Raw genomic sequence first — 23,758 nt, forward strand, 5'->3', positions numbered from 1 at the left:
CTCCTTCGCGGACGTCATTCGCAACGCAGCGTTACCGTTGCCTGATAGTTGCCGTTCGCGAAGCGATTGCTGCCGCCCTTGGTGCCGGCGAGATGGACCGATACAAGGTCGGCGCCGGGGACTGTCAGGGCGGTGGAGGACGCCGTTTCCGCGATCGGGTGGGCGCCGCTGGCAGAATAGGTCGGTGTCCAGGTGATGGCCGTGCTGTCGGCGGCCGGCACGGTGGTGAGGGTCACCGGATCGACGCTCAGCGAAACACCCCCGGTGGTGGTGAGCGTGACTGTTCCAGCCGAACCGCCGCTGTTGTGTGAGCTCAGCGACTGGAGGTCGGGGCTCACCGTCATCGTGCCATTGGTGGCGACGACAAGCGTGCAGGTCGCGGTGACCGTGCCATTGAAAATGACATTCTGCGGTGCGGCCATCGCGGCGTGGTCCAGGCACGCGACCAGCAGAGCTGCGCCGAAAGCGGCGCGAAACAACGTCATCGAAACCCTCCTATTAAGTCGGAATACCCGAATTAATATGGGTCATCATCGCTTTAGCATGGTTAATTTAGCGTAAACTTAAATAAACCGCCAAAACAACGGCTGTGAAGAAACCGATGGTTGTCGCCGGTTGTATCCAGAAATTCTCGAAATAATTCCTACTAATACTTCGCCATGCGAATATTCATATATTCCTTGGAACCGGAATTAAAAATCGACATTTTAGGATGAAATCTGCCCCGCCTCCCAGCCGAGGATGGCGCGTTTGCGGGTCAGGCCCCAGTGATAGCCGGTGAGATCGCCTGATTTGCCGATGGCGCGGTGGCAAGGGACCACGAAAGAGAGCGGGTTGGCGCCGTTGGCGGCGCCGACCGCGCGGCTGGCGCTCGGCGCGCCGATGCTGGCGGCGATCGAGGAATAGGTGCGGGCCTTGCCCATCGGGATACGCAGCAAGGCTTCCCAGACGCGGACCTGGAAATCGGTGCCGATCATGACGACGTGCAGCGGCTGGTCGGCGCGCCACAGCGTCGGCTCGAAGATTCGCGCGGCATAGGGGCCTGTCGCTTCCCTGTCCTCGACATAGAAGGCGTTGGGCCAGCGGCCGGACATGTCGGCGAAGGCGGCGCGCTCCTCGCCGACGTCGCAGAAGGCGAGGCCGGCAAGCCCGCGATCCGTGGCCATGATCAAGGCAGTGCCGAACGGGGAGGGGTGATAGCCGTGGCGGATGGTGAGGCCAGCGCCGCGCGTCTTGTAGTCGCCCGGCGACATCGCCTCATGGGTGACGAACAGGTCGTGCAGCCGACCGGGACCGGACATGCCCAGTTCGAATGAGGTTTCGAGCAGCGGCATGCCGGAATCGAGCAGCTTGCGCGCATGGTCCAGCGTCACCGCCTGCAGGAAAGCCTTGGGCGACAGGCCGGCCCAGCGGGTGAAGAGTTTTTGCAAGCCGGTCGGTGTCTCGCCGACCTCTTCGGCCAGTTCTTCCAGCGATGGCTGGTCGCGATAGTCGAGGCTGATCTTCTCGATGGCGCGGCGCACGATCTCGTAGTCGCTGCCCTCGGGCGTGATGTCCTTCTTGAGGACTGCCGTGTGTGTGCTCATGGACCTGTCTCCTTGGGCCGGAATATCGCCTCTTGGGGCGCCGATCGCCACCCGAAACTTGCCTTCTTGCAGCTCTTGCCCAGATAGACTCCGGGTTCGAGCCCGAACGGAAAGCCGCTTCTTTTCCTGGAATTGCTTTAGCGCGCCTTGGCGGTCGCCAGCGCGCGTGCGAAGGCGGTGGCGAAGCTCTCGCGGGAATCGGGGTCGAGGAAGCCGCCGATCGGCACGTTCTGGCCCTGTGCTTCCACGATCATTCTGGTGATGCCGATCTCGGCGTGACGGGCGACCGAAAAACGCGCCCAGAAAGGGTTGAAGCGATGCGCTTCCGATTTTCCCGAGGGGGCCGTCTTGCGGATGTCGAGGCTGGTGCGCGAGACCGACACTTCCTCGCGGGCGCGTGCGGCCCGATTATTGACGCGGAAGGCGATATAGACGGCAATCACGTCGATGCCGAAGAAGCCGAACACCGGCCAGGCGCCGCGCGACAGGAAAAACGCACCCGTGACCAGCCAGCCGAACATCAGTGCGCCCATCAGGATCAGGAAGCCCGTCCGGCCCAGCGACCGGTGTGGGGTCAGCAATGCGTGAAAGAAGGGCTCATCAGCCTGAAACGAGGCGTTTGTGTCGCTCATGACAGGATATTATAGGAGGGAAATGACCAGGCCCAAGTCCAAAGAATCTTCCATGCCCGAAAAAGAGCCGCCGTCCGGACGGCGCGACGGCTCCAATGCCAAGCCGCGTCCACGGCCCGCGCGGCGGACTTCGCGCTACAGCCCGGCCGAAGTGCACGAGATATTCCGACGCTTTTCGGTGCAGCGGCCAGAGCCGAAGGGCGAGCTTGAACATGTCAACCCCTTCACGCTGCTTGTGGCGGTGGTGCTGTCGGCGCAAGCGACCGATGCCGGCGTCAACAAGGCGACGCGGGCTTTGTTCAAAGCCGCCGATACGCCGCAAAAGATGCTGGCATTGGGTGAAGCCAGGGTCGGCGACTATATCAGGACCATCGGTCTCTGGCGCAACAAGGCCAAGAACGTCATCGCACTATCGGAGGCGTTGATCCGCGACCATGGCGGCGAGGTGCCCGATGACCGCGATGAGTTGGTCAAGCTGCCCGGTGTCGGGCGCAAGACCGCCAATGTCGTGCTCAACATGGCCTTCGGCCAGCATACGATGGCGGTCGACACCCACATCTTGCGCATCGGCAACCGGCTTGGCCTGGCGCCCGGCAAGACCCCGGAACAGGTCGAGCAGGGACTTCTGAAGATCATCCCGGACGAATATATGCGCCATGCGCATCACTGGCTGATCTTGCATGGCCGCTATGTCTGCAAGGCGCGCAAGCCGGATTGTCCGGCCTGCGTTATCGCAGATATCTGCAAGGCAGAGGTGAAGACGACCAGCATTCCGGCACCGCTGGTGCCGATCGCTCCGCTTGAAACGATTGCCGCCGACGATCAGTAGCCGTAGCCACGCGCCATCGCCGCGGCGAAAACCGGGATCAGCAGGAAAACGAACGCCTCGGCGCGGATATAGGTCTTCACCGAGGCCAGTTCGCTGACAGGCACGGCGAAGGCAGGATTGGCGCTCGCCTGCCGGCTCCAGGACATGAAACGCACGGTCGGGATGATCGACAGCAGGCCGACGGTGCCGAATGCCGCCATCTTGGCCCAGAACACCCAGTTGTAGACGTAGAACTCCCAACCCTTGAGCCCCCAGACGACACGGCCGATGCCGACGATGATGATGAGCGCGGCGATGATGCCGTAGTGGCGGTCGATGCCGGCGAGCCGCTTGAGCGTCGCGGCCGGCAGATCCCCACGGATCAGCACGAATTCGGCGCCGATGATCCCGGCTAGCGAGAACACCAGCAGATGGTGGATGATGGCGAGCACGAGGTCGGTGGTGTCCATGCGGATTTCCTTGGATCGGCGGCAGTGGCCGGGCGTGAAAAATTGGGACGTGCTGAATCAGCCGGCGTCGAAAATAACACCGCCGCGCGAAAATCCCATAGCGCCCGGATGTCGTGAAGGCTGCCGGACGTGGCGCCTTGGATGATGGTTCCTGGTTTCCTGGCTCTTGCACCGCGCCGGCGATTTGCTAACCGCAGGCCGTAACGCGAGGCAAATCCAATGAACACGACGCAAGCGACCATCGCCCCGGTCATCGAGACCCCGCGAACCATCCTGCGGGCACACCGGCTCGGCGATTTCGATGCCTATGCCACGATGTGGGCCGACCCCGTCGTCACCCGTTTCATCGGCGGCAAGCCGCGCACACGTGAAGAGAGCTGGATGCGCTTCCTGCGTCACGCTGGCCTGTGGTCGCTGCTCGGCTACGGCTTCTGGGCCATCGAGGAGAAAGCGACTGGCCGCTTCGTCGGCGAGGCCGGGTTCCACGATCTGAAGCGCGATATGCAGCCGTCGATCGAAGGTATCCCCGAGGCGGGGTGGGCGCTCGCTCCGGCCGCGCACGGCGCCGGCTTTGCCACGGAGATCGTCAGCCGCGTGCATGGCTGGGGCGACGAGACGTTCGGACGTGCCAGAACCGTCTGCATCATCGATCCCGAGAATACGGCTTCGTTGAACGTCGCCAGGAAGTGCGGCTATACCGAGCTGACGCAGACCCTCTATCACGACGCGCCGACCATCCTGCTGGAGCGGCTGCCCTGAGCGGCGTCATCGACTGGACATACCCGCTCTGCTAGCATCGATCATCAAGCGAGGGGATCGATCGATGCATGCATTAAAGTCGACAATCATGAGGTTTTTCTGGGCGGGGCTTGTTCTCGCGCTGACAGTGCGGCTCGCAGCAGCCGACGCGACGGTGCCGACCGCCGATATCGCGGGCGCCGCCGACAATCAACTGGCCAAGCGCTACGAAGGCTCTTTCATCGTGTCCTACGCAAAGCTTGCCTTTACCGACTTCAGCGTACCGCTGTCGCCCCTGAAGCCAAGTGCAGATCCCAACGCGCGCGACGCCATGAACAATCGCGTTTTCGCGCCGGACAAGATGGCCGAGGTGGAGGGTGCCCTGACCCGTATCGCCTATGTGCTGCCGGCCGAGCGGTCGCCGCTCGAGGTGCTGCGCAATTATCAGGATGTGATCAAGGCAGCAGGCGGCGAAGTCCTGTTCGAGTGCAAGAAGGAGGAATGTGGCGGCGCCGCCGACCGCTCGTCGAGCGGCGGCGGCGGCGACATGAGCCTGACGATGTATTCCTTCCATGAAAGCGATCTCAAGGACGCGGCATTCTCCAATGGCGCTTGCGCGTTGGCTACCGGCATCAACGACCAGCGCTATTTCTCGGCCAAGGTGCCGCAGGACGGCGGCGACGCCTATGTCACCGTGCAGACCTATTCGTTGACCGACGATCTCTACTGCAAGAAACTCAACGGTCGCACCGTCGCCGTTGTGCAGGTGCTGGAACCCAAGGCGCGCGACAGGAAAATGGTGGTCGTCGAAGCTGCCAAGATGGCGGACTCGCTCTCCGCCACCGGCAGCATCTCCCTCTACGGCATCTTCTTCGACACCGACAAAGCTGACATCAAGCCGGAGTCCGAGCCGACGCTGAAGGAGATTTCGACGCTTTTGACCAATGAGCCCGGGATGACCGTGATCGTCGTCGGCCATACCGACAATCAGGGCGCCTTCGATTACAATCTCGATCTGTCGTCCCGGCGGGCGCAGGCGGTCAAGGCGGCGCTCGTGGCGAAATACGGGATCGATGGGTCGCGGCTTACGGCGGCCGGAGCCGGCATGATGGCGCCCGTCGCCAGCAATGACGAGGAGACCGGCCGCGCCAAGAACCGTCGGGTGGTTCTGGTCAAGTTGAACTAAGCGCTTTCGAGCGCTTCAAACTCTTTGTTGCGACGCAATACGGACAGGAAACCGCCCACACTTTTCCGCGCGAATGGCTGTGGGCCTATAGCGGCCCGCCGGCACGACCGCTTCCTGCAGATGAGGGCACGGATAATTGAGGCTTATGCCTGCTCGAGCGGCGCAGGCGCGGGAAGCTTCAAGGTGTTCACCAGTGTCGAGAGATCGGGCTCGTCGATGAGCATCGCGGCCTCGGCCGGCGCCAGCCAGGCCCGCTGCCGCCGCTTGGCCTCCTGCCAGTCGGCAAGCTCTTCCGTCACTTCCAGCAGAAACACGATGACGTCGACGCGGACAAAGCGGTTGGCCAAGCGTTTCCAGTAGGAATAGGTGCCCACCGGCTGCTTCAGCGTTTTGCCAAGCACCCCGGCTTCCTCCAATGCCTCGATGGTGGCTGCCTTGCGCCCGCTCTTGCCTTTCATCGGCCACCCCTTGGGCACGATGAAGCGTCTCGTCGTTCTCGATGTGACCAGCATCACCTCGATGCCGCCGCGCGGGTTCAGCCGAAAGGGAATGGCCGCCACCTGGCGGATCCTTTCGCCTTTCTTGGCCTGGCGCACGGCCTTTTTCTTGGTGGCTGCCATCTTGATAATCCAGTCGCTCCAATGCCCCTTAGCGTGATGCGAAGCCTTTGCAAAATCCAAACTGCCGCAGGGGCACCTAAAGTGCCCTACCATGTAAGTCGGCTAAATAAAAGAAGATGCCCGTCGATCAGCGGCAGGTGCTGACGGCGGTGTTGCCGATTATCTGCGTCTGGCAGCTCGGCCTGACCTGCGGAACGACAGGCGGCGGCTGCTGGACGATAACGCGATCCTGGGCACGATACTGCTGTTGCTGTTGCTGAAATTGCTGCCGCTGAACCCGGCTCTGCAAGGCCTGCAGGTCATTCTGCTGGATGAGCACACTGTTTCTGGCCGCAGGATCGAGCACCTGCGCGGAAGCAGGCGATGCAAAGCCGGCGGAAGCCGCCCCGGCCAGCACCGCCAGTACGAAACTCATAGGTGTACGACGCATGTACATCCGCTCATTCCTGCAAAAAAACCTCATCGCACCAGATATATAGGGTGTTTGTCCTGCGATGCCATGGCGGGAACACGACGTGGACCTCAACAACCTCGACGGCGAAGCTCCGCTGAACTTCCTGTCGATCGACAAGCTGTTCACCGAATATGTGGTGGCCAAGGGTTCGGCGATGGCCGATTCCGGCATCGAGGCGAAGACCTTGCATCCGGCAGTGGACTTCAACGTCCAGTTCAAGGTGGACAACGGCACCGATCTCGTTCTCTACGCCGACGATCCGACCTTCCTCGAACTGGCGCAGGATCCGGGTTCCGGCACTCACCGATCCGGGCGTGTTCCAGATGGCGCAGTGGCCGCTTTGCGGCTGCGGAGAATCTGCCCGGCTATCCGGCATTGCACTTGACGGAAGCGATCGATTCGCCGCTCTATCGGGTCGGCGCCGGCCTCGAGCCGAAAGGCGTCAATGCGTCGGCATGTCCGTCAGGTATAATGGCGCCTTCGGGGAAACGGTCAAACAGAATGCAGTCAGCGCGTCTCTCAAGGCCAGTTTCTAGACTGGCTCGAGGCGGAGCCGGGAGAGGTCTTGATGAGGAAATACGCGTATTTCGCAGCAGTGCTGGGTGCCGCCTGTATCGCCGGCCTGCCGGCCATGGCGGCGCAAACCAAGAGCGACAAGGTGACGGCAACACCGCCCGCCGCAGTTGACGCGCCGCAGCTGCCCGGCGGTGCATCGGCCTTGTCCGAAACTCACGGCGACTGGACGGTCAATTGCCAGATATCGGGCACGAACAAGGTCTGCAGCCTGTCGCATCAGCAGTTCAACAAGCAAAGCAACCAGCGGCTGCTGGCGATCGAGCTGTCGAGCAAGACCGGCGAGGATGCGACCGGAACCCTTGCCCTGCCGTTCGGCCTGGCGCTTGCCAAGGGTGTCGCGCTGACCATAGACGACCAGAAGCTCGATGGCAGCCTGCCGTTCAACACCTGCCAGGTGGTCGGCTGCCTTGTGCCGGTGGCGTTCGATGCCAATGTCACGCCGCTGCTGAAGAACGGCACCACACTCAAGATCGACGCGTTCGCGGCCGATACCGGGCAAGTCGTAAGCTTTTCAATTCCGCTCAATGGCTTCGGCGGGGCGCTTGCCCGCACGGCTGAGCTTTTGGCCAACTGACGGCTTAGCGCACAGCACGCAACAGGATGTTGGCGGCTCCGCCAACACTTGTCAGACGACGATCGTTTTCAACCGCGCGGCGATGAGCGCGGCGAGCCGCGCCGCCACCTCGTCCTTGGTCATTTCAGGCCATTCCTCGATGCCGGTTCTAGACACGATCCGGACCCGGTTGCGATCGCCGCCCATCACGCCTGAAGGACCGATGCCGCTGGTCTGCGACACATCGTTGGCGACGATGATATCGGCACCTTTCTTGCTGAGCTTGGCCTCGGCGTTGCGCAGGAGATCCTGCGTCTCGGCGGCAAAGCCGACGACCAGGCCAGGTCGCCGCTCGTGGTGACCGACACCAGCCAGGATGTCGGGGTTCTCGACCATGCGCAGCACCGGCGGGCCTTCGCCGGCGACCTTCTTGATCTTCTCACCGGCCGAATTCTCGGTGCGCCAGTCGGCAACGGCGGCGACGAATACCGCGGCGTCGGCGGGTAGAAGCTGTTCCACCGCGTCGCGCATTTCCTGCGCTCGCTCGACATGGATGGTTTTCACGCCGGCTGGATCGGCAATGCTTACGGGACCGGAGACAAGTCGGACATCGGCGCCAAGCCTTGCCAATGCCGCGGCGATGGCATGGCCCTGCTTGCCGGACGACCGGTTGGCGATATAGCGCACGGGATCGATCGGCTCGTGCGTCGGGCCTGAGGTGACGATGATCCTGCGCCCTGCCAGCGGCTTGGGGCCGGCATCGAGCAGCGCCTCGACCGCGGCGATGATCTCCAACGGTTCGGACATGCGGCCTTCGCCGGCCTCGTTGCTCTCGGCCATCTCACCCTTGGCGGGGCCGACGAAGGTGATGCCGTCCTTGCCTAAGGTCGCGCGGTTGCGGCGGGTGGCGGGATACGACCACATCTTCGGGTTCATGGCCGGGGCCATCAGCACCGGCTTGTCGGTGGCGATGAGCACGGTCGAGGCCAGATCGTTGGCATGGCCATTGGCGAGCTTGGCCATCAGGTCGGCGGTCGCGGGCGCCACCACCAGGAGGTCCGCCTCGCGCGATAGCCTGATGTGGCCGACATCGTGTTCATCGTTGCGGTCGAACATGTCAGTGAAGACATGGTCGGCGGAGAGCGCCCCGACCGACAGCGACGTCACGAATTCCTGCGCCGCCGACGTCATGACCACCCGCACCGCCGCACCACGCTCGCGCAGCCGGCGGATCAGATCGAGCGCCTTGTAGGCGGCGATGCCGCCGCCGATGATGAGCAGGATGCGCTTGTTGGAAAGTGTGCCTCGCGGCAAGTTCTTGACTGCCAAGGCCGACGCCACGGTCGGGGCGCCTTGCGAATTGGCCAGTTCAAGGAGGGCTTTCTCGATCTGATCGAGACGGCCAACCGGGCCGATCTGGCCGTCGACAGCGGCCCGGATCATCACCCGCGCCTGTTCTTCCATGGAGCGATCGTTTTCCGCCGCCAGCTGGCGCAGCAGTTCCTTGACCTCATCATCAAGGTTGCGGATCGTGATGCTGGCCATATGATTGCACTCTACTCATCTTGCCCGATAGCGATGATAGCAATGCAATCAAATTGCCGCAAGCCGCAGGCCTCGGAGCGACGGGGCCTAAAGAAGCTTCCAGGCGATATAGACCAGCGTCAGCGCTATCACCCACAGCGCCACACGGCCAGAACGGCTGTAGCGTGCCTCGGCCTTGCCGATGGCGCGGGCGGTCGCCTCATCGAAGCGCAGGCCGTGCTCGGCCATCAGGTCGATCTCTCGCGACAGCCGTTCCGTACGGGCCGCGAGTTCCGGCGCCTGGCGGATCAGCGCCAGCATCGCCTTGCCGCCGTCGCGCGCGTCGGTCAGCAAGCCGCGCGGCCCGAGGTTACCGGCTATCCAGCCACTGACTACCGGCTCGGCGGTCCTCCACATGTTGAAAGCCGGATCGAGCGTGCGCGCCACGCCCTCGACCACCACCATCGTTTTCTGCAGCAGGATCAATTCAGGCCGTGTCGCCATGTCGAAGAGTTCGGTCACCTCGAACAGCAGCGTCAAAAGCTTGGCCATGGAAATGGTTTCGGCCGGCTGGCCGTGGATCGGCTCGCCGATCGCACGGATCGCCTGCGCGAAGGCGGAGACGTTGTGCTGGCGCGGCACATAGCCGGCCTCGAAATGCACCTCGGCGACGCGCAGATAGTCGCGTGTGATGAAGCCGTAGAGAATCTCGGCGAGGAAGCGGCGCTCCTTCTTGCCGAGGCGTCCGGCAATGCCGAGATCGACGGCGACGATGGTGCCGTTTGCCTCGACGAACAAATTGCCCGGATGCATGTCGGCGTGGAAGAAGCCGTCGCGCAGCGTATGGCGCAGGAAGGACTGGATGAGATTGGCGGCGATCGCCTTCAGGTCATGGCCGGCGGCTTCGAGGCCGGCGAGGTCGTTCATCTTGACGCCGTCGACCCATTCCATGGTCAGCACGTCGCGACCGGTGCGTTCCCAGTCCACCGAAGGGACGCGAAAGCCAGGGTCTTCCCTGGTGCTTTGGCCAAGTTCCGAGAGCGCGGCCGCTTCGAGGCGCAGGTCCATCTCGATCCTGGTGGTCTGCGCCAGCGTCTCGGTTACTTCGACCGGCCTCAGCCGGCGCGACGACCGTATGTATTTTTCCTGCAGGCGGGCGGCGAGGAAATAGCTTTCGAGGTCCTGGAAGAAGCGGCGGCGCACGCCTGGCCGGATGACCTTGACCGCCACCTTCCTGGCGACGCCACCATCGACGGTTTCAGCAGCATGGACCTGAGCGATGGAGGCGGCGGCGACCGGGTCGCCGAATTGCTTGTAGAGATCGCCGAGCTTGCGCCCGAGCGAGGCTTCGATCGCCGCGACCGCCTCGGCCGTCGGGAAGGTGTGCATCTTGTCCTGCAGCATGGCGAGATCGAGCGCCATGTCGTTGCCGACGACATCGGGCCGCGTCGCCAGGAACTGGCCAAGCTTGACATAGGATGGGCCGAGCCGGACCACTGCCTTGGCCAGCCGATCGCTACGCTCATAGGCAAGCGCGCGGCGGCGGGTGAACAGCCGCGCCAGGCGCCAGCCGAATTTCGGCAGGCCGGACAGTTCCTCGCCGGGCAAGGCAGCGACGACGCCCTCGCGCACCAGCACCCAACCGGCCCGTACGAGGCGGAACCCCGCGCTGACGGTGCTCATGGCCGCGTCCGCCCCACCGGTTCATTGAACTGGCGCAAGGCACGTCGCGTGTTGGAGATGGGCGACGACGTCAAAGCTTCCAGCCCGAATGCAGGGCCGCTATGCCGCCTGAATAGTTGCGGAAGGAGACGCGGTCGAAGCCGGCGCGGGAAATCATCGCCGCGAAGTTTTGCTGATTGGGGAATTTCGCGATCGATTCGACCAGATAGGAATAGGGCTCGCCGTCGCCCGTGACCAACTTGCCGATCCTGGGAATGGCATTGAACGACCAGACTTCGTAGACCTTGTCGAGCAACGGCATCTCGACCTCGGAAAACTCCAGGCACAGAAGGCGGCCGCCGGGCTTCAGCACGCGGAACGCCTCGCCCAGGGCCACGTCGATATGCGGGACATTGCGAATGCCGAACGCGATGGTGTAGGCGTCGAAACTGGCGTCAGCGAAGGGCAGTTCCTCGGCGTTGGCCTCGACGAAATCGGTGTTGCCGGACAGGCCCTTCTTTTCGGCCCTGTCACGGCCGACAGCGAGCATCGAGCCGTTGATGTCGAGCACGGTGGCATGGGCATGGCCATGACTGGCATCGACGATGCGGAAGGCGATGTCGCCGGTGCCACCGGCAACATCGAGCACACGCCAGCCCGAGCGCTTGGGCGGATTGAGCCAGGCGACCATGGCATCCTTCCACAGCCGGTGCAGGCCGCCTGACATCAGGTCGTTCATCAGGTCGTAGCGATTGGCGACCTTGCGGAAAACATCGTTGACCAGGGACTGCTTCTCGCCTTCCCCTACACGCTTGAAACCATAGGAGGTTTCCATGCCGCCGGCGGCCGTGGTTCTCTCAACTGACATTTTTTTGATCCGTCATAAAACCGGCGGGACCATAGCCGATCGACGATGCGGGCGCTATTGTTTAAGGCGCGGTGTTCAGCCGCGCTTCCAGGTGGTGGGTTTTCAAGACCTGGACTGACCGACGGGATGTTTGAATGCCTTTGAAAGCGGAACTGCATTGCCACATCGAAGGGGCAGCGGCGCCAGATCTCGTCATCCGCCAGGCGCAGAAATACGGCAAGGATACCTCGCCCTATATCCAGAACGGGTCCTTCGTCTGGCAGGATTTCACCTCCTTTCTCGCGGCTTACGATTTTTCCGCCGACCTGTTCCGGACCGAGGAAGATTACGCGCGGCTGGCCGACCATTATCTGACCAGCCTGGCCCGCGACGGGGCAATCTACTCCGAGGTGTTCACCTCGCCGGACCACGCGACGAAAGCCGGGCTGTCGCCCAAGGCCTACACCGATGCGCTCGGCGAAGGCATGCTGCGCGCCAAGGCCAAGACCGGCATAGAGGGCCGCATGATCGTCACCGGCGTGCGCCATGTCGGCGTCGAATCGATCGAGCGGGCGGCACGCTTCGCGGCGCGCTGCGGCCATCCGCTGGTCACCGGTTTCGGCGTCGCCGGCGACGAGCGCACGGGCGACATGGAAGACTATGTCAGGGCTTTCGAGATCGCGCGGGAGGCCGGGCTCGGCATCACCGTCCATGCCGGCGAACTGACGGGCTGGGAGACTGTCCAGGCGGCACTCGACCATATCCGCCCATCGCGCATCGGCCATGGCGTGCGCGCCATCGAAAATCCCGACCTTGTCCGGCGCATCGCCGACGAGGGCGTCGTGCTGGAGTGCTGCCCCGGTTCCAACATCGCGCTCAAGGTCTTCGACAGTTTCGCCGACCATCCGTTTCCGGCCCTGCAGGCGGCGGGCTGCAAGGTGACGCTCAACTCCGACGACCCACCCTATTTCTGGACCTCGCTGAAGCGCGAATACGACATTGCGGCGGAGCATTTCGCGATGAATGAGAAAGCGCTCGCCGCGGTCACCAGGACGGCCATCGAGGCGGCTTTCGTCGACCGCAAGACCAAAGCGGCGCTTCTTGCCCGGCTGAACAGTGCCGCTCGCTGATTTCTTCCGACAAAGCTGTGGTCGATGCGGGCCAAGCGGTTCCTTGGCCGGTCCAATACCGCTAGGGTTCGCCCAAGCAGCTTGAAGCGCGACACGTCCGAAAGGGTCCATGCGCGCGGTTTCGGGCGACACCGCATCAGGAGAACATCATGAAGGGCGTCACCGTCGTCGACCATCCGCTTGTCCAGCACAAGCTGACCATCATGCGCAAGAAGGAGACCTCGACGGCCGGCTTCCGGCGGCTGCTGCGCGAGATTTCGCTGCTGCTCGGCTATGAGGTCACCCGCAATCTCGAACTGACGACGACCACGATCGAAACGCCCATGGAGACAATGGAAGCTCCGACGCTGGAGGGCAAGAAACTGGTCTTCGCCTCGGTGCTGCGCGCCGGCAACGGCCTGCTCGAAGGCCTGCTTGACCTGGTGCCGGCGGCCCGCGTCGCCCATGTCGGCCTCTACCGCGATCACGAGACGCTGGAGGCTGTCGAGTATTTCTTCAAGGCGCCGAGCGACCTCGGCGATCGGCTGGTCATCGTCGTCGACCCGATGCTGGCGACAGCCAATTCGGCGATCGCGGCGATCGACAAGTTGAAGGAGCGCGGCGCCACCAATATCCGCTTCCTGTGCCTGCTGGCGGCGCCCGAAGGCATCGAGCGCTTTACCAAGGCGCACCCGGATGTTCCGGTCTTCACCGCGTCCATCGATCGCCAGCTCAACGAGAAGGGCTACATCATGCCTGGCCTCGGCGACGCCGGCGACCGCATGTACGGGACGAAATAGACTGTCGGATCGTCTTAGGTCTATAGAACGTCCCCGTACCGGCGAATTGAGCAGTAGTTTTCTGGCCTCCAGGTATTTTCGTCATGTTACCCATACTCGGATTCTTGCCTCGATTAAGGCGCCCCACGAAAGACACAAGGCGGATCTTCATCAGTGGGACGGGGAGGGCTGGAACCACTTATCTTGTCGAGCTGCTAACAGAGCTTGGTCTGGATACCGGCGAATGGTCGGCGACAGATTATTCTCCGAAAGCCCGAGCCGGCCTGGAAAGAGCGATCTTTGATCCGTGTGGCCCGAGAATAATCAAGAGTCCATTTCTATGTGAGAATGTGGACGCGGTCTTGGCTGCTGGCATTAAGATAGATCACGTCGTCATTCCGGTCCGACGGTTTGAGGATGCCGCGGCCAGTCGAGCTTACGTGCAGGAATAACAACTGGCTCGCCAGACGGCTCCCCGGTTGCGGGAGGACTGTGGGAGACGGATCATGCGGATGAACAGATTGGCGTTTTGTATCGCAAGTTCGCAAATCTGATTGAATCGTTGTCAAGAAACGACATTCCAATGCTAATCTCCTTCCCACGTAGCGCAACGGATCCCCAATACCTATTTGGCAAACTGTCGTCTCTAATGCCAGGCGTTAGCGAATCCATGTTTCAGCAGGCGTTTTCACGAATAGCGAAGCCGTCATTGATCCATAAATTCGCATAGGCCAGGAGCAACACTACTGATACAGGCTGGCGATTCCCCGGCCCGATACGGTTTGTTTACGAAAACCTGCGGTTTCGGCCCGTGTTAAAAAAGCAAACATCATGACGTGGTAAATGTCGACTTTCACAAAGGCCGATCCATGCTGCGCAAGCTTCTCATTCTCAGCGTCTTTGCCGGTGCGTCGGCATCGATCCCGGTTGTCTACCAGTCAAATCCGCGAATATTCGAAGACCTGCTGAAATCGGCGGTGACGGCCAAGCCTGGGGCCGAGACGCAACCCGAGGCCAGTCTGGCGTCTGTTCCCGACAAGCCGGTGGCGCCGCTGCCGACCGGCCGCAAGGTTGTGGTTGCGGCTGACGGGCGCGGACACTTCTCGTCCACCTTCAAGCTCAACGGCCGTCAGATCGACGGCATGATCGACACCGGCGCGACGCTGGTGGCGGTCAATACGTCGACGGCGCGCAGGATCGGGCTGTCGCTCAATCCTTCCGATTTCAGTCATGAGGTCAGCACCGCCAACGGCGTTATCAAGGCCGCGGTGGTGATGATCGACCGCCTGCAGATCGGCAGCATCAGCGTCGACGGTGTGCAGGCGATCGTGCTCGACGACAAGGCACTGCGCACCAACCTGATCGGCATGAGTTTTCTCAACCGGCTCGGCAAGTATCAGGCCGAGAACGGCACATTGCTGCTGGTTCAGTAGGGTCCACTCAGTCGCGCGGCAGAATCCGCCGGATGACCGACTTGTCGGCGGCAGGCTTCGAAGCACCGATCGCATAGGCTGAAAGCACGGCCGCGGCAGCCGCCTCGGCATCGGAGGGTGAGCGGGCGTGGATCAGCGCCAGCGCATCTCCGGCGTTTACTTCCGCGCCTATGGGCAGCAGCCTGGTGATGCCGACCGCGGGGTCGACCTTGTCGTCGGGCCGTGTGCGCCCGCCGCCCAGCCCGACCACCGCGAGGCCGATGTCGCGGGTGGCTATGCCGGTAACGAAACCGTCCGTCGTCGCCTTGACCGCGAATTCCGTTGCCGCCCCGGGCAGGTACTTTTCCGGTTTCTCGATGAAATCCGCAGGGCCGCCAAGCACGGTCACCATGCGCGCGAAGGTGACGGCGGCGCGGCCGCTGGCGAGCGTCTCGGTGGCGCGGCGCATCCCGTCCTGGTTGGACGATACCAACCCTGCCGACTGCAGCATTTCAGCGGCAAGCGCCAGCGTCACGTCCTCCAGCCGCCGGTCGCGGAAGCGGCCGGTCAGGAAATCGACGGCGTTGCGCACCTCGACGGCATTGCCGGCGGCCGAGGCCAGCGGTTCGTTCATGCCGGTGATCAGCGCCGAGACCTTCAGCCCGGCGCCGCTGGCGACCTCGACCAGACTGTTGGCGAGCGCGGTCGCATCGCGGGATTTCTCCATGAAGGCGCCATTGCCGACCTTGACGTCGAGCACCAGCGATTGCAGGCCTGCCGCGAGCTTCTTCGACAGGATCGATGCGGTGATCAGCGGCACCGATTCCACGGTTCCGGTGACGTCGCGGATGGCGTAGAGCCGGCGATCGGCAGGTGCCAGATCGGCGGTCTGGCCGATGATGGCGCAGCCTGTTTCCAGCACCGCCTTGCGCAACAGCGCGATGTCGGGCTGGCTGATGTAGCCGGGAATGGCATCCATCTTGTCCAGCGTGCCGCCGGTATGGCCGAGACCTCGGCCCGAGATCATCGGCACATAGGCACCACAGGCGGCGACGATCGGCGCCAGCATCAGCGAGACATTATCGCCGACACCGCCCGTCGAATGTTTGTCGGTGACGGGACCCGGCAAATCCGACCAGTCGAGCACGTCGCCGGAATCACGCATGGCAAGCGTCATCGCCACGGCCTCGTCGCGGTTCATACCGTTGAAGAATACCGCCATGGCGAAGGCCGCGACCTGGCCGTCGGTTACGGTGCCCGACGTCACGCCGTCGATGAAGGCGGCGATTTCGTGAGGCGCCAGCCTATGGCCGTCGCGCTTGTGACGGATGATTTCCTGCGGAAGCATCACCTCTCCAGCAGCCCGTCACGGAACACGCGCTGCAGCACCGTTGCCAGCCGCGAACCGCCAACCGGCGCCATGTCCTTGGTTTCCTGGTGCGAAAGCTCGGCGCCGGTCATGCCGGCGGCCAGGTTGGTGATGACCGAGCAGGCGGCGACGCGCAGGCCGAGGAAGCGGGCGAGAATGACTTCCGGCACGGTCGACATGCCGACGGCATTGGCGCCCATGATGCGCGCCATGCGGATTTCGGCCGGGGTCTCGAAGCAGGGGCCCGAGAACCACATATAGACGCCCTTGTGCAGCGCTGTGCCGGTCGCCTTCGCCGCGCGTTCGATCGCGTCGCGGATGCCGGCATCATAAGCTTCGGTGAGGCCGACGAAACGGCGGTCGCTCGGCTCGCCGATCAGCGGATTGGTGCCGGAGAAGTTGATGTGGTCGGTGAGCAGCATCACCGAGCCCGGCGGCATATCCGGATCGACCGAGCCGGCTGCGTTGGTGAGGATCAGTTTCGTGATGCCGATGCCGGCAAGCACTTCCAGCACCGGCCGCATCGCCGCCGCAACGCCATGCTCGTAGTAGTGGGCGCGGCCGGACAGCATCAGCACCGGAACGCCGGCAAACAGCCCGGCCACCACTTCGCCGGCATGGCCGCTGACACCGCTCCGGGGAAAGCCCGGCAGGTCGGCATAGGAGACGCGGATGGGATTCTCGATCCGGTCGACCAGGCCGCCCAGGCCCGAACCCAGCACCAGCGCGGTCGACGGCGCCAGGCCGTCGAGCCTTTCGATAAGATGGTCCAGCGCCTTTTCCGTCATGTCGGCCTACGTTTCATTTGAGCCAGCTTTTCATTTTGAGCCAGCTTATCATTTGAGAATGTCGCCGCGAAAACCATAGGGCAGCATGTCGCCCATGGTCACGGTCTCGGCCACGCCGGTGTTGTCGCAGAGATAGAGTTTCGTTTCCGGACGGCAGAATTCGGCCAGCCGCTGGCGGCAGCCGCCGCAAGGCGAGCATTTGGCCATGCGTTCGGCAAGGACGGCGATTTCCACGATCTTGCCACCGCCGCCCATGATGTAATGGCCAAGCGCGGTGGTCTCGGCGCACCAGCCCTCGGGATAGGAGGCGACCTCGATGTTGGCGCCGGTGAAGATGCGTCCGTCCTCGGTGCGCAAGGCGGCCCCCACCGGGAATTTCGAGTAGGGCGCATAGGCCTTGGCCATGGCGGACTTGGCCGCTTCGAACAGATCATGCGACATTCAGTTGTTTCTCCGATGATCGTGTCCAAAACCCGGTGCTTCGTCCGCCGAACTGTCGACCGTTAGCGTTCCTTGACGTAGGGCACGCCGCCGGCGCGAGGCGGGATGGCCTTGCCGATGAAGCCGGCGAGCAGGATGACGGTCAGCACATAAGGCAGGGCCTGCATGAACTGCACCGACACCTTGCCGACAATGGGCAGCGGTGTCCCCTGCAGGCGGATCGACGCCGCGTCGAGGAAACCGAACAGCAAGCAGGCGAACATGGCGTTGACCGGCTTCCATTTGGCGAAGATCAGCGCCGCCAGCGCGATGTAGCCCTTGCCGGCGGTCATGTCCTTCACGAAGCCACCATTCTGCACCATCGACAGATAGGCGCCGGCGACGCCGGTGAGGATGCCGGTGCAGATCAGCGCGCGGTAGCGCAGCCAGGCGACCGAGATGCCGGCGGTATCGACCGCGGCCGGATTTTCGCCGACCGCGCGCAGCCGGAGACCGAAGCGCGTGCGAAACAGCACCCACCAGGTGAACGGCACCATCGCAAAGGCGAAATAGACGAGGATCGAGTGGCCGGAGATCAGTTCGGCATAGATCGGACCGATGACAGGCACGTCCCTGGCCGCGTCGGCGCCAGGCCAGATGATCGCCTCGAACCGCTCGCCCGGTTGCAGCGCCGGCGTGCGGCCGCCCTGCTGGAACCAGGCCTGGCCGAGGATGATGGTCGATCCGGCGGCGACGAAGTTGATCGCCACGCCCGAAACGATCTGGTTGCCGCGATGGGTGATCGAGGCAAAGCCGTGCACCAGCGCGAAGGCGACAGAGATCAGGATCGCCATGCCGAGACCGATGAGCGCCGAATGGAACACGGAAGCCGCGGCAGCACCCGCGAAGGCGCCGACCAGCATCTTGCCTTCGAGGCCGATGTCGAAAATGCCGGCCCGCTCCGAATAGAGGCCGGCGAGGCAGGCAAGCAGCAGCGGCACCGACAGGCGGATGGTCGAGTCCAGCACCTGGATGATTGCGTTGAAGATATCCATTTCAGGCACCCTTCCCGGTGACCGCCTGCATACCCACCGATTTCGGGCTGAACGAAGCGAACAGAGCCTGGATATAGGGTCTGAACATGTGCTCCAGCGCGCCGGCGAAGAGGATGACCAACCCTTGAATGATGACGATCATGTCGCGGCTGATCGCCGGCATCTCGAAGGCGAGTTCGGCACCGCCCTGGTAGAGCATGCCGAACAGGATCGCCGCCAGCACGATGCCGACCGGATGCAGGCGGCCCATCAGCGCCACGGCGATACCGACGAAACCGGCGCCCGAAACAAAGTCGATCGCGACATTGTGCTGGTCGCCCATCACCGGATTGAGCGCCATCATGCCGGCCAGCGCGCCCGAGATCATCATCGCGGTAATGATGATGCGGGTTTCCGAAATGCCGGCATAGCGAGCCGCCTTCGGGCTGTGGCCATAGGTGCGCATCTCGTAGCCGAGCCTGGTGCGCCAGATCAGCAGCCAGACCAGGAAGGCCATCACCAGCGCCAGCAGGAAGCAGACATTGAGCGGCGCCGAGCGGATCTTGGCGCCGAACAGTTCGATGATCCAGTTTAGCTTCGGCAGTTCCGCGCCGGCGAGGAAGTTGCGCGTCTGCGGCGCCTGCGACCCCGCCGGCTTCAACGGACCGACCAGCAGGTAGACCATGATCGATGCGGCGATGAAGTTGAACATGATCGTCGTGATGACGATGTGCGAGCCGCGCCTGGCCTGCAGGTAGGCGGGGATCAGCGCCCACAATGCGCCCACAAGCGCCGAAGCGACGATGGCCAGCGGAAATGTCAGCCACCAGGGCAGCGTGCTGTCGAAGGAAAGACAGACGATGGCGATACCGAGGCCGGCGATGTAGGCCTGTCCCTCGGTGCCGATGTTGAACAGGCCGCAATGCGCCGCCACCGCCACCGAAAGCCCGGTGAATATGAAGGTCGTGGCATAGAACAGGGTGAAGGCGATGCCTGTTCCCTTGCCGAAGGCGCCTTCGACCAGGATGACGGCGGCGCGGAACGGGTTTTCGCCGACCAGCATGACGACGAAGCCGGCGACGATGAAGGCGACCGACAGGTTGATCAGCGGGATCAGCCCATAGTCGGCCCAGGCCGGCAATTTGGCGTAAGGGGTGCTCATTGCGCGGCCTCCTGATGTTCGACACCGGCCATCAGCAGCCCAAGTTCGCCTTCGGTCGCGTCGGGGCCGCGCTCGCCGACGATGCGGCCGGCAAACATCACCAGGATACGGTCGGAAAGCGAACGGATCTCGTCGAGCTCGACCGAGACCACCAGCACCGCCTTGCCCTGGTCGCGCATGGCGATCAGGCGCTTGTGGATGAATTCGATGGCGCCGACATCGACGCCGCGCGTCGGCTGGCCGACAATCAGCACGCCCGGGTCCTGTTCGATTTCACGTGCGAGCACGATCTTCTGTTGGTTGCCGCCGGAGAAATTGGCGGTCTTCAGGCGCGGATTGCCGGGACGGATGTCGTATTTCTCGATCTTGTCCCTGGCATCGGCCATGATGGCGTCGATGTTGAGGAACGGTCCTTTGAGGTAGCGGGGATCGTCATGGTAACCGAGGATGGAATTCTCGTTCTCCTCGAAGGCCAGCACCAGCCCGACATGGTGGCGGTCTTCCGGCACGTGCGCGAGGCCGCGGTCGCGCAATTCGCCGGGATCGGCCTTGCCGGTGAGATCGATCGGCTTGCCCTCGAGCATCACGGAACCGGAAACGGCATGCCTGATGCCGGAAATCGCCTCGAGCAGTTCGGATTGGCCGTTGCCGGCGACGCCGGCGATGCCGACGATCTCGCCGGCGCGCAAATCAAACGAGACGTCGTCGACCATGGTGACGCCGCGGGAATCCCTGACCGTCAGGTTCTTGACCACGAGCTTGACGGCACCGGCTTCGGCCTCGCCCTTTTCGACCCTCAGCAGCACGCGCCGCCCGACCATCAGTTCCGCCAGTTCCTCGACAGTGGTTTTCCTGGTCTCCCTGGTCGCCACCATCGTGCCCTGACGCATCACCGACACGGTGTCGGTGATGGCCATGATCTCGCGCAGCTTGTGGGTGATCAGCACCACCGTCTTTCCCTGTTCCTTCAATTGCCTGAGGATGCGGAACAGGTGGTCGGCCTCGGCCGGCGTCAAAACGCCCGTCGGTTCGTCGAGGATCAGGATTTCGGCGCCGCGATAAAGCGCCTTCAGGATTTCGACACGCTGCTGCAGGCCGACCGGCAGTTCCTCGATGATCGCATCGGGATCGACTTCCAGCCCGTATTCGCGCTCCAGCCGGTCAAGCTCGGAGCGCGCCTTCGCGATGCTGCTCTTCAGAAGCGCATCGGTTTCGGCGCCGAGGATGATGTTCTCCAGCACCGAGAAATTGTCGACGAGCATGAAATGCTGGTGCACCATGCCGATGCCGAGCGCGATCGCGTCGTTGGGAGTCTTGATCGACGCCGGCTGGCCGCCGACACGAATCTCGCCGCTGTCGGCCTGGTAGAAACCATAGAGGATCGACATCAGCGTCGACTTGCCGGCGCCGTTCTCGCCGACGATGCCGTGGATGGTGCCGCGCGCGATCTCCAGATTGATGTCGCGGTTGGCGCGCACCGCGCCAAAACTCTTGTTGATGCCGATCAGTTCGATTGCGGCTTGCGCCATGCAGCCCGTCCCACTCTTATTTTTTATCGCTTGGTCAAGACGCCTAGCATGACGCTCCGCCCGTGCCAATTGTCCGGAGCAGCCTCCACTCTCGACAAATCCCCGCGCGCTTGTCAATTTCGAACGTGGCCGAAGCTCTCGCATTCGCTACTATGGCGAGGTCGATTTGACGTTGCGGCGCAAGGTGTCGCGGTACAAAACTGAGGACTTTGCATGATCATGCCCACCGACCGGCTGACGACACTGGAAATCCGCGCCGCCGAGCAGGAAAAGACCATCGAGGAACTGTCGGGCCAGATCGCCGAGCAGTGGAAGGTGATCGAACGCATGCAGCGCAAGCTCGATGCGCTGACCGACCGCTTCCTGGCGCTCGAAGAGCAGGCGGCACCGGACGTGCCAGTGACCAAACCGCCACACTGGTGAGCAAAAGGGGAGGGTCCTGGCCATGGCCGGTGAAAGCGACCGCATCGCGAGGGCCGGCGACTATGTGCTCGGCCTTATGAACGATGCCGAGCGCGAGCGGGCCGAGCGCGATCTCGAGATCGATCCTGCCTTCCGCGACGCGGTGGTGCGGCTCGCCGAACGCATGCATGTTTTCGACCGCGCCGAAAAACCGACCGGCGCCAATCATTGGGCGCTGGTTGCGCAACGCCTCGCCGAATTGCCGCAAATGCGCAGCGTTGGCCTGGGCGGCAACGATGCCAGGTCACCGACAGTGATCCGAAGCCTGTCCCGGCCACCACACGGCGTTGGCGTGCACGCGCTTGGCGGCCGGCGTGGGTACGTCATTGCCATCGGGCTGATTGCGGCCTTCGCGCTCGGTTACTTGGCCGGCAAGCTATAGGCCGATGCAAAACCGCCGGGCGTTGCCCGGCGGTTCCAGTCATTGCCGTATGGCGCCGCCGATCAATACGGGCAGGCGTTGTCGGCGGTGTAGTCGTGGACCTTGACCGTGCCGGCGATGATGTCGGCCTTGGCCTTTTCGACCGCCGCCTTCATCTCTGCCGTTACCAGCGCCTTGTTGTTGTCGTCCATGGCGTAGTCGACGCCACCTTCCTTGAGGCCGAGATTCTCGACGCCACCCTTGAAGGTGCCGTTCTTGCCGTCCATGAAGGCGGTGTAGACGGCAACGTCGACGCGCTTCAGCATCGAGGTCAGCACCTTGCCGGGCTGCAGGCCGTTCTGGTTAGAATCGACACCAATGCCGAGCTTGCCGGCATCGGCGGCTGCCTGCAGCACGCCAACGCCGGTGCCGCCGGCGGCCGCGTATACAACGTCGGCGCCCTGGTCGATCTGCGTCTTGGCGATCTCGCCGCCCTTGGCCGGATCGTTCCACGCCGCCGGCGTATCACCAGTCATGTTCTGGATGACGTCGGTCGCGCCGGCCGACTTGGCGCCGCCGACATAGCCGCATTCGAACTTGCGGATCAGCGGGATGTCCATGCCGCCCACGAAGGCAACCTTCTTCGACTTCGACGCCATCGCCGCCATGATGCCGACGAGATAGGAACCTTCATTCTCCTTGAACACCAGCGAGCGGACATTGGGCAGGTCGACGGCATCGTCGATGATGGCGAAGTTGAGGTCCGGGTATTCGGCCGCGACCTTCTTCAGCGCATCCTCCCAGGCAAAGCCGGCCATAACGATCGGGTTGTGGCCGTCCTCGGCGAAGCGGCGCAGCGCCTGCTCGCGCTGCGAGGCGTTCGACACTTCGAACTCGACATAAGGGGTGCCGGTCTCGGTCTTGAACTTCTCGGCGCCGTGATAGGCAGCCTCGTTGAAGGATTTGTCGAATTTGCCGCCCAGATCGTAAAGGATGGCCGGCTGGACATCCGCGGCGAAAGCCGGAAGAACCATTGCGGTTGCGGCCAGGAGGCCGAGAACGATACGTTTCATGTGATCCACACCCTGTCGGTTATTTTTTCCGTTACGCACCGCCTGCCTGCCCGGTTCTCCGGCCGGCAAACGACGTCAGCCAGGAGTGTATTCCCCTCCCGCTCCCGGGCAATCTGGCACGGCCCGAAACAAAATTCACGCGGAATTTTGACCTTTTGGAAAAGCGTGCCGCGGGCAAGCCACACAGCGATCTGACCTTGTGTGCAAGCCGTGAGGAGGCGGCCGGAATGGTGCAGGCGATGGGTCAGTTCGCCGCGAACCGTCCGGTGCGCCGCTGCCGCCGGTAGCCGATGGCGTAAAGCAGGAAGGCCAGCACCGCGAATACGGCAAAGCCCGGCTGGTTGAGCACCCAGGCGATGACGCCATCCCACAGCAGCGGACTGGCCTTGGTGCGGACGAAGCCTTCGAAGGCGGCCCGCGTGTCCGGCGAGACGGCCAGCCAGCTCGCGTTGAGGGGGGTCAGCACAAGGGCAGAAGCCGCCACCGTGCGCGTCGTGTCGAGCACCGCCATGATGACGGAAACCGACAGGGCGACCATGGCTGCAAGACGAAAGACGAAGCGAAACATCAAGGCTCTCCCCCGGTCCCTCCTGGACGCCAACCA

Annotated in this window: 27 protein-coding genes; 10 read left to right on the plus strand and 17 right to left on the minus strand. The window is 63.2% G+C overall.

The window, feature by feature from the left end; all coding sequences use genetic code 11:
- Positions 1-14: 14 nt before the first annotated feature.
- From O7A60_RS05845 to O7A60_RS05855, 3 genes are all read right to left on the minus strand, one after another.
- Positions 15-485: a hypothetical protein gene (locus O7A60_RS05845; protein WP_337105460.1), complete on the minus strand. Its 471-nt coding sequence runs from the start codon at positions 483-485 to the stop codon at positions 15-17.
- Between the two features lie 222 nt (positions 486-707).
- Positions 708-1,586 (minus strand): bifunctional helix-turn-helix domain-containing protein/methylated-DNA--[protein]-cysteine S-methyltransferase, encoded by an 879-nt coding sequence (locus O7A60_RS05850; protein WP_337105461.1) that lies wholly within the window; start codon positions 1,584-1,586, stop codon positions 708-710.
- Positions 1,587-1,723: 137 nt separating this feature from the next.
- Positions 1,724-2,218: a DUF2244 domain-containing protein gene (locus O7A60_RS05855; RefSeq protein ID WP_337105462.1), complete on the minus strand. Its 495-nt coding sequence runs from the start codon at positions 2,216-2,218 to the stop codon at positions 1,724-1,726.
- 22 nt (positions 2,219-2,240) lie between these two features.
- Here O7A60_RS05855 and nth point away from each other — a divergent pair, with 22 nt between their 5' ends.
- The gene (gene nth / locus O7A60_RS05860) at positions 2,241-3,047 is read left to right on the plus strand and encodes an endonuclease III (protein WP_337105463.1); all 807 of its coding nucleotides are present in this window, start codon (positions 2,241-2,243) and stop codon (positions 3,045-3,047) included.
- On the opposite strand, the gene O7A60_RS05865 is transcribed toward nth, so the two are convergent.
- The gene (locus tag O7A60_RS05865; RefSeq protein WP_337105464.1) at positions 3,041-3,496 is read right to left on the minus strand and encodes a DUF2214 family protein; all 456 of its coding nucleotides are present in this window, start codon (positions 3,494-3,496) and stop codon (positions 3,041-3,043) included. The genes nth and O7A60_RS05865 overlap by 7 nt on opposite strands.
- Positions 3,497-3,715: 219 nt before the next feature.
- On the opposite strand from O7A60_RS05865, the gene O7A60_RS05870 reads away from it, so the two are divergent.
- Both O7A60_RS05870 and O7A60_RS05875 read left to right on the plus strand, forming a co-directional pair.
- Positions 3,716-4,255 (plus strand): GNAT family N-acetyltransferase, encoded by a 540-nt coding sequence (locus O7A60_RS05870; RefSeq protein WP_337105465.1) that lies wholly within the window; start codon positions 3,716-3,718, stop codon positions 4,253-4,255.
- 88 nt (positions 4,256-4,343) lie between these two features.
- Complete coding sequence (locus tag O7A60_RS05875) at positions 4,344-5,420, plus strand: OmpA family protein (RefSeq protein WP_337105466.1); 1,077 nt, start codon at positions 4,344-4,346, stop codon at positions 5,418-5,420.
- Between the two features lie 143 nt (positions 5,421-5,563).
- On the opposite strand, the gene O7A60_RS05880 is transcribed toward O7A60_RS05875, so the two are convergent.
- Entirely contained in the window at positions 5,564-6,040 is a 477-nt protein-coding gene (locus O7A60_RS05880; protein ID WP_337105467.1) for an NUDIX hydrolase, read from the minus strand.
- A 127-nt stretch (positions 6,041-6,167) separates the two neighbouring features.
- Positions 6,168-6,476 (minus strand): hypothetical protein, encoded by a 309-nt coding sequence (locus O7A60_RS05885; protein WP_337105468.1) that lies wholly within the window; start codon positions 6,474-6,476, stop codon positions 6,168-6,170.
- A gap of 79 nt (positions 6,477-6,555) precedes the next feature.
- Here O7A60_RS05885 and O7A60_RS05890 point away from each other — a divergent pair, with 79 nt between their 5' ends.
- The gene (locus O7A60_RS05890) at positions 6,556-6,879 is read left to right on the plus strand and encodes a hypothetical protein (RefSeq protein ID WP_337105469.1); all 324 of its coding nucleotides are present in this window, start codon (positions 6,556-6,558) and stop codon (positions 6,877-6,879) included.
- 183 nt (positions 6,880-7,062) lie between these two features.
- Complete coding sequence (locus O7A60_RS05895) at positions 7,063-7,644, plus strand: invasion associated locus B family protein (RefSeq protein ID WP_337105470.1); 582 nt, start codon at positions 7,063-7,065, stop codon at positions 7,642-7,644.
- Between the two features lie 51 nt (positions 7,645-7,695).
- On the opposite strand, the gene coaBC is transcribed toward O7A60_RS05895, so the two are convergent.
- The 3 genes from coaBC to ubiE all read right to left on the minus strand — a co-directional run bounded on the left by coaBC (position 7,696) and on the right by ubiE (position 11,677).
- Positions 7,696-9,168, minus strand: a complete 1,473-nt coding sequence (gene coaBC / locus O7A60_RS05900) for a bifunctional phosphopantothenoylcysteine decarboxylase/phosphopantothenate--cysteine ligase CoaBC (protein WP_337105471.1) — start codon at positions 9,166-9,168, stop codon at positions 7,696-7,698.
- Between the two features lie 87 nt (positions 9,169-9,255).
- Positions 9,256-10,830: a 2-polyprenylphenol 6-hydroxylase gene (gene ubiB, locus O7A60_RS05905; RefSeq protein WP_337105472.1), complete on the minus strand. Its 1,575-nt coding sequence runs from the start codon at positions 10,828-10,830 to the stop codon at positions 9,256-9,258.
- 70 nt (positions 10,831-10,900) lie between these two features.
- Positions 10,901-11,677, minus strand: a complete 777-nt coding sequence (gene ubiE / locus O7A60_RS05910; protein WP_337105473.1) for a bifunctional demethylmenaquinone methyltransferase/2-methoxy-6-polyprenyl-1,4-benzoquinol methylase UbiE — start codon at positions 11,675-11,677, stop codon at positions 10,901-10,903.
- Positions 11,678-11,811: 134 nt separating this feature from the next.
- On the opposite strand from ubiE, the gene O7A60_RS05915 reads away from it, so the two are divergent.
- The 3 genes from O7A60_RS05915 (at position 11,812) to O7A60_RS05925 (ending at position 14,977) form a co-directional block, all read left to right on the plus strand.
- Positions 11,812-12,786 (plus strand): adenosine deaminase, encoded by a 975-nt coding sequence (locus tag O7A60_RS05915; protein WP_027143011.1) that lies wholly within the window; start codon positions 11,812-11,814, stop codon positions 12,784-12,786.
- A 149-nt stretch (positions 12,787-12,935) separates the two neighbouring features.
- Positions 12,936-13,565, plus strand: coding sequence for a uracil phosphoribosyltransferase (upp, locus tag O7A60_RS05920; protein ID WP_027143010.1), 630 nt, complete (start codon positions 12,936-12,938; stop codon positions 13,563-13,565).
- 848 nt (positions 13,566-14,413) lie between these two features.
- A complete protein-coding gene (locus O7A60_RS05925; protein WP_337105474.1) occupies positions 14,414-14,977 on the plus strand; it encodes a TIGR02281 family clan AA aspartic protease in 564 nt (187 codons plus the stop codon).
- A gap of 7 nt (positions 14,978-14,984) precedes the next feature.
- On the opposite strand, the gene deoA is transcribed toward O7A60_RS05925, so the two are convergent.
- The 6 genes from deoA to O7A60_RS05955 all read right to left on the minus strand — a co-directional run bounded on the left by deoA (position 14,985) and on the right by O7A60_RS05955 (position 21,258).
- A complete protein-coding gene (gene deoA / locus O7A60_RS05930; protein ID WP_337105475.1) occupies positions 14,985-16,304 on the minus strand; it encodes a thymidine phosphorylase in 1,320 nt (439 codons plus the stop codon).
- Positions 16,304-17,113: a purine-nucleoside phosphorylase gene (locus tag O7A60_RS05935; RefSeq protein ID WP_337105476.1), complete on the minus strand. Its 810-nt coding sequence runs from the start codon at positions 17,111-17,113 to the stop codon at positions 16,304-16,306. The genes deoA and O7A60_RS05935 overlap by 1 nt, the downstream gene beginning before the upstream one ends.
- A 48-nt stretch (positions 17,114-17,161) precedes the next feature.
- Positions 17,162-17,554, minus strand: coding sequence for a cytidine deaminase (gene cdd / locus O7A60_RS05940; RefSeq protein WP_337105477.1), 393 nt, complete (start codon positions 17,552-17,554; stop codon positions 17,162-17,164).
- A 62-nt stretch (positions 17,555-17,616) separates the two neighbouring features.
- Entirely contained in the window at positions 17,617-18,588 is a 972-nt protein-coding gene (locus O7A60_RS05945; protein WP_140502929.1) for an ABC transporter permease, read from the minus strand.
- Between the two features lies 1 nt (position 18,589).
- Complete coding sequence (locus O7A60_RS05950) at positions 18,590-19,729, minus strand: ABC transporter permease (protein WP_027143003.1); 1,140 nt, start codon at positions 19,727-19,729, stop codon at positions 18,590-18,592.
- Positions 19,726-21,258, minus strand: coding sequence for an ABC transporter ATP-binding protein (locus tag O7A60_RS05955; RefSeq protein ID WP_140745252.1), 1,533 nt, complete (start codon positions 21,256-21,258; stop codon positions 19,726-19,728). Before O7A60_RS05955 ends, O7A60_RS05950 begins: the two co-directional genes overlap by 4 nt.
- 216 nt (positions 21,259-21,474) lie before the next feature.
- Between O7A60_RS05955 and O7A60_RS05960 the strand changes: the two genes are divergently transcribed.
- Together O7A60_RS05960 and O7A60_RS05965 are read left to right on the plus strand one after the other, a co-directional pair.
- The gene (locus O7A60_RS05960) at positions 21,475-21,681 is read left to right on the plus strand and encodes a SlyX family protein (protein WP_181165827.1); all 207 of its coding nucleotides are present in this window, start codon (positions 21,475-21,477) and stop codon (positions 21,679-21,681) included.
- Between the two features lie 22 nt (positions 21,682-21,703).
- On the plus strand, positions 21,704-22,102 hold the full coding sequence (locus tag O7A60_RS05965) for a hypothetical protein (protein ID WP_337105478.1): 399 nt from the start codon (positions 21,704-21,706) through the stop codon (positions 22,100-22,102).
- A gap of 62 nt (positions 22,103-22,164) precedes the next feature.
- Here the strand turns inward: O7A60_RS05965 and O7A60_RS05970 are convergent, their stop codons facing one another.
- A complete protein-coding gene (locus O7A60_RS05970) occupies positions 22,165-23,154 on the minus strand; it encodes a BMP family lipoprotein (RefSeq protein ID WP_140502920.1) in 990 nt (329 codons plus the stop codon).
- A 244-nt stretch (positions 23,155-23,398) separates the two neighbouring features.
- Positions 23,399-23,722 (minus strand): hypothetical protein, encoded by a 324-nt coding sequence (locus tag O7A60_RS05975; RefSeq protein ID WP_337105479.1) that lies wholly within the window; start codon positions 23,720-23,722, stop codon positions 23,399-23,401.
- Positions 23,723-23,758: the final 36 nt, after the last annotated feature.

Source organism: Mesorhizobium salmacidum (SeqCode) (assembly GCF_037179605.1).
GTDB classification, from domain to species: Bacteria; Pseudomonadota; Alphaproteobacteria; order Rhizobiales; family Rhizobiaceae; genus Mesorhizobium; species Mesorhizobium salmacidum.